Annotated in this window: 8 protein-coding genes; all 8 read left to right on the plus strand. The window is 49.0% G+C overall.

Translation table 11 applies throughout. The features are described 5' to 3' along the window. The first annotated feature begins 3 nt into the window (after positions 1 to 3). The 8 genes from MHH92_RS04895 to MHH92_RS04930 all read left to right on the plus strand — a co-directional run bounded on the left by MHH92_RS04895 (position 4) and on the right by MHH92_RS04930 (position 14,106). Entirely contained in the window at positions 4 to 1,419 is a 1,416-nt protein-coding gene (locus MHH92_RS04895; protein WP_340902355.1) for an MFS transporter, read from the plus strand. Further along, positions 1,397 to 3,184, plus strand: a complete 1,788-nt coding sequence (locus MHH92_RS04900; protein ID WP_339189608.1) for an IucA/IucC family protein — start codon at positions 1,397 to 1,399, stop codon at positions 3,182 to 3,184. Before MHH92_RS04895 ends, MHH92_RS04900 begins: the two co-directional genes overlap by 23 nt. Beyond that, on the plus strand, positions 3,159 to 5,138 hold the full coding sequence (locus MHH92_RS04905) for an IucA/IucC family protein (protein ID WP_340902356.1): 1,980 nt from the start codon (positions 3,159 to 3,161) through the stop codon (positions 5,136 to 5,138). Before MHH92_RS04900 ends, MHH92_RS04905 begins: the two co-directional genes overlap by 26 nt. After that, positions 5,135 to 5,911 carry an HpcH/HpaI aldolase family protein gene (locus MHH92_RS04910; RefSeq protein ID WP_340902358.1) on the plus strand — a complete coding sequence of 259 codons (777 nt, stop codon included), beginning with the start codon at positions 5,135 to 5,137 and terminating at the stop codon, positions 5,909 to 5,911. The genes MHH92_RS04905 and MHH92_RS04910 overlap by 4 nt, the downstream gene beginning before the upstream one ends. Next, a complete protein-coding gene (locus tag MHH92_RS04915; protein WP_340902359.1) occupies positions 5,908 to 7,341 on the plus strand; it encodes a type III PLP-dependent enzyme in 1,434 nt (477 codons plus the stop codon). The genes MHH92_RS04910 and MHH92_RS04915 overlap by 4 nt, the downstream gene beginning before the upstream one ends. Next, a complete protein-coding gene (locus MHH92_RS04920; RefSeq protein WP_340902361.1) occupies positions 7,301 to 9,148 on the plus strand; it encodes an IucA/IucC family protein in 1,848 nt (615 codons plus the stop codon). The genes MHH92_RS04915 and MHH92_RS04920 overlap by 41 nt, the downstream gene beginning before the upstream one ends. A 210-nt stretch (positions 9,149 to 9,358) precedes the next feature. After that, positions 9,359 to 10,366 carry a restriction endonuclease gene (locus MHH92_RS04925; RefSeq protein WP_101314654.1) on the plus strand — a complete coding sequence of 336 codons (1,008 nt, stop codon included), beginning with the start codon at positions 9,359 to 9,361 and terminating at the stop codon, positions 10,364 to 10,366. 257 nt (positions 10,367 to 10,623) lie between these two features. Beyond that, positions 10,624 to 14,106 carry a glycoside hydrolase family 2 TIM barrel-domain containing protein gene (locus MHH92_RS04930; protein ID WP_340902363.1) on the plus strand — a complete coding sequence of 1,161 codons (3,483 nt, stop codon included), beginning with the start codon at positions 10,624 to 10,626 and terminating at the stop codon, positions 14,104 to 14,106. Positions 14,107 to 14,191 lie beyond the last annotated feature (85 nt).

Raw genomic sequence — 14,191 nt, forward strand, 5'->3', positions numbered from 1 at the left:
CTGATGAAGAGGCATGCAGTATTACTCGCGATTCTGATCGGTGCCTTTTCGCTGGTACTGACCAACAGTGCATTTAACCTGCTGCTGCCTTATTTTGTGCAATATTATCAGATCTCTACGACAGCAGGCGGGTGGATTATCGCGCTGTACATGCTGGCTATGACGTTAACGATGCCGCTGGCTTCCCTGATTGTGGACCGACTAGGGCGTAAGCAGACGTATATGTTGGGCATCAGTATCTATGGACTGTTCTCGGTAGCAGGTGCGTTGTTTTATCACTCTATTGAAGTACTCTTGCTGGTTCGTTTCATGCATGGCGTTGCCGCGGGGCTGATGATTCCGTTATCACTTGTGCTGTTGTTTGATGTATACGGACCGGAGGTACGAGGGCGAATTACCGGAGCGTGGGGCTTGCTGCTTATGCTCGCTCCGGCTGCCGGTCCAACACTGGGTGGTTTCATCATTCAGTATGGACGGCTTGAAATGTTGTTCTGGCTTAATGTGCCGCTGGCTATATTCTCGTTCATCGGGTGCGGTCGAGTCATTCAGACCTATATCCCTGCTCGTAGGAAAAAATGGCATCCAACCAGTGTCATGATGCTGATCTGCGCGGTAGGTGCCCTTAGTCTGGGAGTACAGTTGTACGCAAGTCCTGTCGTGGCAGTATGGGTACCTTGGCTGCTGATTGCGCTCGGTGTGGTGCTGCTCATTCGTTTTGTCCAGACCGAGAACGGTCGCAAGGAACCACTGATCCGGTACCAGTTGCTGCGACGTAATGCCGTCTTTCCGCTGACCGTATTGATCTCGACGATTCAAGATTGTGTCATGTTTGGCGTGATCTTTGCGTTGCCGTTATTGTTCCAGGATGTCTTCCACCTGTCGCCGGCCCTGTCCGGTGCGTTGTTCATTCCCTTGTCGATCTGTACAAGTCTGTTCATGTGGATTGGCGGCAGCTTGTTGGATCGCGGTCGGTCCATACATTTTATCGCATGGGGGACGTTGCTGGTATCGATATCGATCTTGTCGTTTGCGGTTCTGCCGATGGGAGCATCGATCTGGATTATCGGTATACTCATGGCGTGTCGGGGAGTCGGCGTTGGTCTGTCAGGCATGAGCATCTCTGCAATTGGTCTGCAAGCATTACCAGACGAAGACATGCACGAAGGGTCGGTGTTATCAACCACGATTGAGCGTCTTGCTTCTTCGTTTGCGGTGATGGGCTTGACCTTGTATTACGATATGCGTTGGCAATGGCTTGCCGGGGCAGGAACGTCCATGGAGATGGCAAAATGGGGAGCTCTCAAAGAGATCTGTATCGGACTTGGCTGCGCCATACTGCTTACACTTCCCTTGGTCTTACTTATAACCCGAAAGAAGGTTGGCATCATTGTTCGAGATGGAAAACAAGCTCCGGTCTGAGGCTGAGCAGCAGGCCCACGAACATTCGTGCAAACTGCTGTTGAACTGTTACATCCGTGAGCTTGCGCTAGAGAAGGAAAGCGATATTCGGATCAATCCGAACACGCTGACGTACACTGTTGCTTTTCAAGCCAGTAGGGTGAAGGTGACAGGACGCTTGTCTTATTACTCTGTCATAGGGGAGCATGAATACCTCAGCATGGAATCTGGCGGGGAAGCGGTGCATTATGGCGACCTGGTTCGTTGGATCACATCTGAGCTAAGCGGAAATGGGGAACAGGGAGCGAGTTCGGATCAACATGGAATGAAGAAAAGTGTGATGGAAATGAAGCGTTCACTTGAGGTGGATATTGCACATCCAAAGGGCGAGAATACGAATCGTGTAGATGCGACGTATGCCAAAGATTTTGCACAAAAGGTAGATAACAGTGTCGGTAACCTTACGTTGTATATCGAACAAGCAGCCGGTCTCGACATCCATGACTATCGCACATCTGAACAGTCACTGTTGTATGGTCATCCGTTCCATCCGTTTCCGAAGAACTCCAAAGGCTTCAGCGAGGGTGATGTGCAGAAGTACAGTCCGGAGTTAAGGACATCATTTCAACTCTGTTATATCGCCGTGAGGCAGGATGTCTACGTGCAGGAATGGGTCCATAACGAGGCGGCAATGGATTTGCAAGACCTCCTGCGGAGCCATGTGGAGCCTATTTTAAAAGAAAAGAGTGAAATGTATGGGCTGCTGCCTGTCCATCCATGGCAATACGCATACATATCACGATTGTCCGAGGTACAGCACTATATTCGAGATGAAAAATTAATCCTACTCGGTAGTGCGGGGCCAACCGTCTATCCAACCTCTTCGGTCCGTACAGTTTATGTTCCCGAATGGAACTGCAATATCAAGCTGTCACTGAACATGCAGATCACCAACATGATTCGCACCAACAGTGCTGAGCAGATGCGCAGAACACTGGATGCCTCCAAGTACGTCAGGCAGCATGACTGCTTCGGTGCTGAACCGAACACACATATTGCGTATGAGACGGGTGTAGCGACTTGTGCTTTTGAAGATGAAGAGTTAACCAGTCTGTTTACGATAGCTTATCGGCCCATTGAGTTTGATGTTGAGAATACGTATGTCTTATCCAGTCTGGTTGAAGCACCACTTCCCGGGATGCGTTCTAGGTTGATGACGATGCTGGGTGGTGGACGTGACATTGCCGAGCGTTGGCTGGAACGATATCTGGCATGTTCGCTGCTGCCGATTGTACGGGCGGCGGGAGAGAAAGGTATTCATTTTGAAGCCCATTTGCAGAATACACTTGTCACATTGGAGGATGGGTTGCCTGTGGCTTTTATCGTCCGCGATCTGGAAGGGGTCAGTGTGGATGAGGAACTTATCCGTGAGCAGGATCGTGCTGCGTCCGATTTATTATTTTATTCGCGAGAGAAAGCCTGGGCGCGGACATCGTACTATTTTATCGTCAATCATCTGGGGTCTTTGATTCATGCGATGGCGCGAGATGTGAACGTCCCGGAGGAGCATTTCTGGAAACAGGTACGTGAGGTCCTTGTGGAGGAACTGGAACGAACGGGCAATGCATATGTGCAATATCTGCTGACAACGGATGCATTTCTGGCCAAACAAAATTTGGCGAGTTGTCTAAGGGGGATCAGCCAGACCCCGGCCTACGTGCCGGTGAGCAATGTAATGAAACGAATGGGGAGTGAAGTGCGTGGGAGTCGTGGGATACAGGGCTGAAGCAGGCGGCAGGACAGAAGCAGTATACGTGGGTGTACAGGAACGGATCATGCGGCAGACGCTGGAGGCGATGTGGTTCGAAGGCATTCTAGACAGTCATGTAATTGGGAGCGAATGGCGAACCGAGGGACTTACATCTTCCGGCGATTCTGTAGCGTACACGTGTGAAGCGGAGCGAAAGTTTTCGTTCGGCCGGGTGAAGGTGAAGAAGGGTTCGATTCAAAGGGAAGGCGTAGCCTGCACCGATCTGGATCTGTTTTTGGAGGAAATCATGCTGAACGCGTTGAAGGGTGCAAATGTGACGGCTTTTATCCAGGAACTGCTCGAAACGATGGCAAAGGACAGTCAGTGCCGGGCAATATTACCCTTGAACATTCCGAATGAAGATCGGCATTATGATGCGCTCGAAAGTCACATGACTGACGGTCATCTGTACCATCCGAGTTATAAGTCGAGGCTGGGATTTTCTTTGAAAGACAATCTGGCCTATGGCCCTGAATTTAACTCGAAGGTTGCATTAGTCTGGGTTGCTGTGAAAAAAGAATTTGCTCAGACCGCTGTATCCGCAGGATATAGCTCTGAAAAACTGGTGGGGCAACATCTGACCGCAGAGGATATGCAGCGATTTCAACAGATCCTGCAACACCAAGGTCATAAGGACACGGGTGAGAACGTCAACGCATATGCGGCGAGTGCAGATCAGCTTGGGAGCAGTGCCGAAGTTGGTGAAATAACAGCTGTTCAAGATAGCTTAATAGGCTCTAGCGTTGGTAGCAAAGACAGCAAGGTGGATGGGGAAATAGGTTCTAAGGCGGGTGATCGATATGTATTCATTCCGGTTCATCCGTGGCAGTGGGAGCACCAGTTGGAATCGGTATATGCCCGTCAGTTGATGGATGGGGGCATCGTGTATCTTGGTCCATCGTCTTCGCCCTATCGTGCGCAGCAGTCCATCCGTTCGCTGTCGAACCGGGTGAACCCGGACGCCCCTTACATCAAGCTGGCCCTCAGCATCACCAACACATCGAGCACACGTATTCTGGCACAGCATACGACCCAGAACGCGCCACTGATCAGCGATTGGCTGGATGAACTTGTTCGTGAAGATGAATTGTTGCAGCAGGTGCAGTTTGGCATTTTGAAAGAAATCATGGGACTGTCATTCCGTTATGAACAGTTGCCTGCAACCCAGTATGGACGGGCCTACGGTACACTAGGTGCCATCTGGCGGGAGAATGTATCGGTTCACCTGAAGCAAGGCGAGACGGCGTGGCCTCTGAATGCGCTGATGTTGGTGCAGCCGGATGGTGTTCCGTTTATCCAAGATGCTGTAGAGCGACATGGTGTGGAAAAGTGGAGCGCGGCCCTTGTTCGCACAGTTACACTGCCGATTATCCATCTGCTCTATGCACACGGGATTGCGCTGGAATCACATGCCCAGAATATCATTTTGGTACTGGAAGACGATCTGCCGAAACGAATCATTATCAAGGATTTGCATGATGGTGTTCGTTATGTACCGGATCAACTGTTACACCCGGAACGGGCACCGAAGCTGAACCCGGAGCCGGAAACCCATCGCAAGTTCAATCGGTATTCATTCATCTATGCTGGAGATGTGTCGGAAGTCAGGGACTATACGTATGATGCATTCTTTTTTATCTGCATGACAGATATTGCGCTGGCTTTGGAGAAGTTTGGGTTGTCGGAGGAAGCGTTCTGGCAGCTGTGCGCAGGTGTAATTGTGGATTATCAGCGAGAGCACCCGGAGTACGCAGAGCGGTTCGTTGCATTTGACCTTTTTGCCGAAGATGCACTGATTGAAGAGATGACCAAGCGCCGTCTGTATGGGGATGGAGAGTTATATTTCCGCAAGGCGAGCAATCCACTCAAGGTATCAAAGGATGCACTTGAATCAAAGAGAACACCCGAATTAAAGGGAATCGTCGAATGAGGATTAACACGCTGAAGGAAAAAATTGCACGTAAACAGCCTGTCTACGGTCTTTTTGTATCTATACCACACCCGGTGATTATTGAGATGATCGGACATGCGGAATATGATTTTGTCATTATTGATCTGGAACATGCCGCAACATCCATGGAGCAGGTGGAAGAGTTGGTTCGTGCGGCGGAACTGGTGGGCCTAACCCCGTTGGTTCGGATTTCGAAAGTGGAGCGAGTGGAGATTCTGAAAGTGCTGGACTGTGGCGCACAAGGTATCGTCATTCCGCATGTCGAGCAACTGGAGCAGGTGGAGGAAGCGGTTCGTCACGCCTACTATCATCCGGTTGGCATGCGTAGCTTGAATAGCGGTCGTCCCGGTGTATTTGGGAAATATCCGCTCACGGGATACATTGGGGAAGCGAACGAACAAGTGATGGTTGTCCCCATGATTGAAAGTGCGGAGGGCGTTCGGCAAAGTGCACAGATTCTATCTCACCCACAGGTGAGTTTTGTATTGGAAGGGGCAGCTGATCTGTCGCAATCTCTCGGTGTGCCATGGCAGACAGAGCACCCGGATGTGAGACGTGCGCTGGATGAATTGCATGCTACTGCCCAGCAGTGCGAAGTACCTTATGCAACGGTCACTAGAGGTGTGGATGACATGTCGCTCTGGGCTGAGCGGGGAGTACATATATACGTGCTTGGTGATGATCGGAATACAGCGTTTCGGGCGTATGCTCAAAAACGGAATGACTACAGGAATGCGGGTGGGCAGATATGAAACCTAGTGTATGGCATACGATAGATGAACTGCAACGAGGGATGGAAGAACCGGTATGTGCGTATGTCTATGATCTGGCTGGCATTCAGGAACAGGTACGTCAGATGTTGGGCAGCATGCCTGGGAACACACAATTGTTCTACGCGATTAAGGCGAATCCTGATCCGCGAATCATTGAGGCATTGCTTCCATTGGTGAAGGGTTTTGAAGTGGCTTCGATTGGAGAGTTACTCAAGGTTAGAGCGGTAAGTCGCGAGGTTCCGATTCTGTTTGGAGGTCCGGGTAAAAAGGAGAGCGAACTGAGGCTAGCCATTGAGCATGGCGTGAGCTACATCCATGTAGAGAGTTTGCTGGAGTTGCGCCGCATCATTGCGATTGCGAAAGAGAGAGCGATGGATCAAGAGCATGATCAGGTGCAGGGGAGCAGGCAGAAGCAAGAGTGGGAACTGAAGCCGGGGCAGAGATATGCGGAAGAGTATGGCGAGGAACTAATTAAAGAGCAGAAGCAAAAACAGGATCAAGGACAGAAGCAGGAACATGAGCCGAAACACAAACTACAACAGGAGCAAGCGCAGGAGGTGCGCATTCTGCTCCGAATCAATCTGCGAAGCAGTACGTTACCCCGGACGAAGATTGTCATGGGCGGTGGGCCGAGTCCTTTTGGAATCGATGAAGAGGCAGTGGAAGAAGCCATTGAACTTATTCGTGTGGAAGGCGCGGGTGTGGTTCGATTATGTGGATTCCATTTTCATTCCTTGTCCAACAATATGGACGCCAGGCTGCACGCCGAGATGATCGAGCTGTATTTGCAAAAGGTGGAGCAGTGGCAGCAACAGTATGATCTTCCTGTGGAAGTGGTGAATGCAGGAGGCGGATTCGGCGTGACGTATGATGGGAGCCCCGGATTCGACTGGCCTTTATTCACTTCCCTGCTGGAACAAAGTGAAGCCAGACAGCGCCTTGCCTCATGTGGAGGCGAGTTGTATTTTGAATCGGGTCGGCTGCTGGTGGCAGACCACGGATATTACGCAGCAGAGGTTACGGATATCAAAACCTCTCATGATCAGTATTTTGCCGTGTTAAGAGGAGGTACGCACCACAATCGTCTGCCTGCTTCATGGGGGCATAACCACCCGTTCCAGATTATGGAGACGGACCGTTGGAAGCATTCATTTGCCCGTCCAGAGGTAAGAGATCGTCGAGTCCATATCGTAGGTGAGCTATGCACACCTAAGGATCGCATGCATTCTGATGCGGAGGTAGCACTGCTGCGCGTGGGAGATATTGTTTTGTTTGAAAAGTCTGGGGCTTATTGCTGGACCATCTCGCATCATGATTTTCTGGGGCATCCGCACCCGGCATTCCATTATCTAACGGAGGACAATAATCATGTCAACACTGATGAAGCGTTCCAGTCTGCAAGCCGCTGAACGCCGGATTATGGCGGATCTGATGAATTCATTTTTGTCGGAGCAATTGCTTCCAATGGAGGATCACCCATTCATTGATTTTGCCGAAGCACCTGCACCGTTCCGTCGATTGTACAAGGGATATGACAGCGAAGAGCATAATCATAATGTAGCGTCTCGCTATAGATTGCACACTCAAGGTATACTCTGTCTGGTTGAAACAGGAGTAAGACAGGGGACTCAGTGGGTTCAGGGTTCACCGATCTACGAGGAGAAAACTGATGGAAGCTGGGTTCTCCTTGATACTCCGGCAGAAGTTGGACGTGCGGTGTTACAGAGGGCTTTGTCGGATAAGGCCTATGCGCAGCCTGGGGTAGCGGAATTCCTGGTTAGTCTGGACATTGCTGTGGAGCAGTATGCTTTGGGCTGGGAACAAGTCCAGTATCTGTCCGCTAACGTCCCGGCTTCTGCGTATGAATGGTTTATCAAAGGCGAACGTGTTGCTGCATTGCGGGATCGTCCATTTCACCCATCGTCCAAAGCCAAGGTGGGATTCAACGCAGAAGATGTAACACGCTATGCAGCGGAATTCGGGAAGGCGATTTCGCTGCGATGGGTTGCTATACGACTGGATGCCGTGCAGCAAGGTTGTGAAGATGGGCTGTCCATTTTGGACGTGTTAGACGATGTTCAGCGCGGAATGGTGGAAGCCGAGTTTGCCCGAAAAGGAATCACGTTGGAACAATATCTGCCGATGCCTGTACATCCTTGGCAATTGCAGCATGTGATTCTGCCCCGTTTCACTGGGGAGATCGAAGAAGGCAGTATTGTCGTATTGGACATAGAAGTGGGCGACGTACAGGCAACATCCTCTCTGCGCTCGATGGCTCCATCAACCGAATCTAATCTGATGCTCAAGCTACCGGTTAGTGTGCTGTCACTGGGGGCTGCTCGTTATCTTCCGGTGGTCAAGCTGCTGAATGGTCTTGTTGGAGAACGGATGCTACGACAGGCCGTTGCTTGTGACGAGACGTTGAAGGAAAAGGTGTTCATGTGCGAAGAGCAGAACTGGTGGGGCTTCATGCCAGAATCCATGGGACTGTTCGATGATCATCCCCGGCATCTGGCTGCACAGATTCGTGTGTATCCCGCTGAGTTGCTGGGTGAAGCCTACAAAGTAATTCCAATGGCCGCACTGGGTGTTAACCTGGAAGGGCATCATCTATTAACGGAAATTCTGGGGGAAAACCTGAGCAGCACGGATGTTCTCGAGTTCTATACCAGCATAGCTACGACGTTCTATGATATCGTGATGCGTCTGTTCAAGGTGGGCGTCGTACCTGAGATTCATGGTCAGAACTGTTGTCTGGTGTTAAAGGATAATCAGGTAAAAGGCCTATTGTTCCGCGATCATGATTCCGTGCGTCTGCATCAGCCTTATCTGGACAAGCATGGTATTGCAGACCCTGCCTACCATATTCGCCCGGGTTACTCGAACAGCCTGTATAACGAGACGATTGAGAAGCTGATTTTCTATGTGCAGTCGCTGGGGACGCAGGTGAATCTGGCTGCGATCATGGAGGCACTGAGCGAAGTGTATCACATCCCGGAAACGAAGTTATGGGAGATCACGGAGCAGGCTTGGAAGGAAGCGCTGCAACATGTGCAGCTTCCCGAATCCGACCGGGCCGCGCTCGCTCATGCGATATTCGAGAGCAAGGAGTGGCCCGTGAAGTTAGTTGTCCGTCCGCTGCTTGAAGCGGATGGGGTGCCTGGCGCGATGCCGTCGGGCAAAGGCATAGGGTGGAACCCTTTTTACAAGGGATAGAGATTTAGGTGAGTTTAAAGGTGCATAAAACATATTCAAAGAAAAGGTGACTTGAGATAATTCAAGTCACCTTTTAGATTTGCTTAACAATAATCTTGCAGTTCGAAGTGTAATAAATTACTGAACTATATACAGTCTTCATGCAGGGAATGTCATTTCCATGCCGAAACTTTTAATTAAGTTAGAAATAAGCAAGTTATGGAGGAACTTATGAGTAAAAATAATTGGTTTATTAGAGCCGGAGAGAATGCATATCTCTTTGAAGAGTTCAAAGAAACACAGATGATAGCCATTGGTTGGAATGAAGTAGGTTCATTGGCACAAGTGAGACATATCGATGATGTGAAGAAGCGACTTCGTGACGAGTATCCCGACTATAAGGATGGCAAAGTAAATATAACAGCGGGTCAGTTAATCAGATTTGCTAATGAAATGAAAGTAGGAGATTTGGTTGTTACATATAATCCTCAAACACGCGAGTATCTGATTGGGGAAATTACTTCAGACTATGAATTTGGTGAAGGGGTTATTTCGGACAAAAATCACTATAGAAAGGTGTTGTGGAACGGGCTAGTTAATCGGGATGTTTTAACAGCGAACACACGTAATTCTCTAGGTTCGATAATGACTCTTTTTGCATTGCAAAATGAAACAGTGAAGGAACTGATCCATTTTTTGAAATCCAAAAGTGCTGAGTCTTTTGAATCACAACCGGAAGAAACTGAGAAAGAACAGGCAGAACTAGATACAATCAAGGAAGATGTAATTGAGAGAGCACATGAATTTATAAAGGACAAATTCAATCATTTAGATTGGGAAGAAATGCAGAGTCTGGTAGCTGGTGTCTTAAGAGGCATGGGATACAAAACAAGAATATCTGTAAAAGGACCTGATCGCGGAAGAGATATTATTGCATCTCCAGATGGTTTGGGGCTGCAACAGCCTAGAATTATGGTGGAAGTTAAACATAGGAAAAACGCGATGGGATCCAATGAGATTCGAAGTTTTATCGGAGGGTTAAGACCCGGTGATCAAGGAGTTTATGTTTCAACTGGGGGATTCACCAGAGAGGCTAAGTATGAAGCAGAACGTTCTAACATTCCAGTTTCTTTGGTAGATGCAGATCTTCTGGTAGAGCTGATTAATCAGCATTATGATGCATTTGATTCAGAGGCTAAATCATTAATGCCCCTAAAGAAGATATATTGGCCTTTATAGAACAGAGAAGGTGACTCGGCTGACGGGTTGCCTTTTTGGCTTGTTGTCATCGAAAGTTACAATGCTTGGAGGGAGTAAAACGTTCATCATTATGGCTAAAAAATCTTATGAAAAGGAGTTACAGGAAAGAGACTGATGGTATAATCGGGTTATGTGTTATAGTCATACTTGTGTATTACCGAAAAGGTTTTCGGAAAAAGAGACATCTACTGTTGTAACCGCAATCATAATTTACTTCAAGAAAGTGAGAAACTAACATGAATCAGAAGAGACTATTTAATGATGGATGGCAATTTGCGAAAAGTAAGCTGGATGTTACGGAACCTGAGGGTCTGGTGTATGAACCTGTGGAGCTTCCCCATGATTGGCTGATATATAATACGCTTGAACTGTATGAGGACAGCATTGGATGGTACCGCAAGACGTTCCATTACACGAAGGATGAGCAGCAACTTTTGCTTTGTTTTGATGGCGTATACATGGACTCTTCGGTGTATGTGAACGGGCAGCTGGTTGGGGAGTGGAAGTATGGATATTCTGCTTTTGAACATGAGATCACGAATGCACTGGTGGAAGGCGACAATGAGATTGTGGTCAAAGTAGTACATCAGAGCCCGAACAGCAGATGGTATTCCGGGGCCGGAATCTATCGCCATGTGTGGCTGAAAACTAGAGACCGCAACCATATTGTTACGGATGGAATCTATGTATCCATCAAGCAACAGACGGATGGCTGGCAGGTGGAAGTGGATACGGAGCTGAACCTGGAACAGAATCAGCAGGCAGAGCTGGTGCATACGATCCGGTATGAAGGTCAGATGGTGGCATCGACGAAGGCGAATGTTACGGCTTCTTTGGGTGAGAATGCGGTCGCATCGGCAGATAGCCAACAGATCATTGTGGAGAATCCAAACCTGTGGAGCCCGGATGCACCGCATCTGTATGAACTGGTGACAGAGCTGCGATTGATCTCGGATGATCAGGAAGATCGGACAGTTGAATCGGTATCACAGCGTATTGGATTCCGGGATATCAAGCTGGATGCCAATGAAGGGTTCCACCTGAACGGACTCAAGATGAAGCTGAACGGCGTGTGTGAACACCACGATCTCGGGGCGCTGGGAGCTGCTTTTAACCTAACGGCACTGCGCAGAAGATTTGTTTTGCTCAAAGAAATGGGCGTTAACGCTATCCGCACCGCGCATAATATGCCTGCCAAAGAGTTCATGGAACTCGCGGATGAGATGGGTATGCTGGTTGTGTCTGAAGCCTTTGATATGTGGGAACGTGCCAAAACGCCATACGACTATGCGAGATTTTTCCCGGAGTGGGTGCATACGGATGTGAAGAGTTGGGTGAAGCGTGACCGTAACCATGCCAGTCTGATCATGTGGAGTATCGGGAACGAAATCTATGATACTCATGCGGATGAGCGTGGACAAGAAGTAACTCGGATGCTGATGGATTATGTGCTGGAATTTGATCCAAAAGGTAATGCTGGCGTGACGATTGGTTCGAACTACATGCCTTGGGAAAATGCACAGAAATGCGCGAATATCGTGAAGCTGGCAGGCTACAACTACGCGGAAAAATATTACGACAAACATCATGAAGAGCATCCGGACTGGATCATCTATGGTAGTGAGACGTCTTCGGTGGTGCAGAGTCGTGGCATTTATCACTTCCCGTTCGAACAGCCGATTCTGGCAGATGATGACGAGCAGTGCTCGGCTTTGGGTAACAGTACAACGAGCTGGGGCGCGAAGTCGGCAGAATACTGCATCTTGGCAGAGCGGGATACGCCGTATTCACTGGGTCAATTCCTGTGGACTGGATTCGATTATATTGGAGAGCCGACACCGTATCATACGAAGAATTCGTATTTTGGACAGCTGGATACAGCAACGTTCCCAAAAGACTCCTACTACATCTACCAAGCGGCTTGGACGGATTATAAGAAAAGTCCGATGGTTCACCTGTTCCCGTATTGGGATTTCAGCCTGGGTCAGATTATTGATGTACGCGTGTGCAGCAACGCGCCGAAGATTGAGCTGCAACTCAACGGTAAAACCATTGGCACGTACGATATCGATCATGCCAATGGAACACAGCTGTCTGGCTGGTGGAAAGTGCCGTACGAAGAGGGCGAGCTGAAAGCGATCGCTTACGATGAGAACGGCCAGATCATTGCAACCGATGTGCAAAGATCCTATACGGATGCGAAGAAGATTCGTCTGCAAGCGGATCGGGCGCAGTTGCAAGCCAGTGGAACGGACCTTATTTTTGTAGAAATTGATGTGGAAGATGAAGCTGGTAATCCGGTTCACAATGCGAACAACCGCGTACAAGTTAAGGTAACTGGTGCAGGACGATTGCTGGGTCTGGATAATGGGGACAGCACGGACTATGATCCATACAAAGGATTAAGTAGAAGACTGTTCAGCGGCAAGCTGATGGCGATCATCGGAGCGACAAATGAAGCTGGAACGGTACGGATTGAAGTTTCTTCCGAAGGGTTGGAAGGAGCTACCGCTGAATTTGAATCTCTACTTGTGGCGGCTGAACTTAATGATGAGAAACAAGTACAACCTGTCTTCATGAACAATGAAGAACGTCCAGTGCTTACGGGAAATGCTCAGGAGATTCCTTTGCGGAAAATCGAGATCATCAGTACTGCAGGACAGTTGCTCGATCCGTCCAACCCAGAGCTTACTGTAACCGCCAAGCTGTATCCAGAGAACACCTCCTACCGCGACATAGAGTGGGCTGTTGTGAACGATGCAGGAATTGAATCCAACATTGCCAAAGTGGAAGCTGTTCAAGCAGAAACGGGCGATAACGGTGGGCATCAACATGCGGTGAAGGTATCGGCTATAGGTGACGGGGAGTTCCGGCTTCGCGCAACCAGTACCAACGGTACGGATAAAACGAAACTCATCTCCCAGCTGGAGTTCAAGGCGGACGGTCTCGGTACAGCCTACAAAGATCCATACGGCTTCATCACGGGTGGACTGTACGATTACACCAAAGGTGAGGTTGGTAACGGCAATGAGCGCGGGGTAGCGACAAGTCGGGATGGAGAGACGCATGTAGGTTTCCGTAATATTGACTTTGGACCGTACGGCTCCGATACCATAACGATTCCTATCTTTACGTTGTCCACGGAGGACTACTTCATTCAGATCTGGGAAGGTATGCCGGATGAAGAGGGAAGCACGATGATCGCAGATGTGGTGTATGACAAAGAGTCCATTTGGAATGTGTACCAGGAAGAGACCTACCAATTGTCCAAGCGCCTTAGTGGGATCACGTCGATCTGTTTTGTGCTGAAGCAGAAGATTCATATTAAAGGGTTCTCTTTCGAGCGCCAGAGTCGTGCCTTTGAACAAAATGCGGCTGCATCCTGTGATCATCTCTACGGAGATACGTTCAAAATGGAAGCTGACCGTGTTGAAGGTATCGGAAACAATGTGTCACTGGAGTTTGAAAATATGGACTTTACGGCAGAAGGCACGTCGAAGCTCGTGATCTATGGTCATTCACCGATTGATAAAAATACGATTCATATTCGCTTTGCAGGTGCGGACGGACAGAGCAACCAGTTGGTTGAGTTCACGCAGTCGGGTGGGTATGAAGAGCGGGTGTTTGAGCTTGAGCAAGTGACAGGTGAGCAGAAAGTAAGCTTTATCTTCCTGCCAGGCAGTCAGTTTGACTTTGGCTGGTTCCGATTCGAGAAATAAATGTGATGGAAATATAAAACCCTTCAAGCAGGCATCGGTTCATGGGAACGTGGATCTGAATCGCTTGCGTGAAGGGTTTTTCTTG

It is taken from the genome of Paenibacillus sp. FSL M7-1414, assembly GCF_038003195.1.
Taxonomy (GTDB): Bacteria; Bacillota; Bacilli; order Paenibacillales; family Paenibacillaceae; genus Paenibacillus; species Paenibacillus amylolyticus.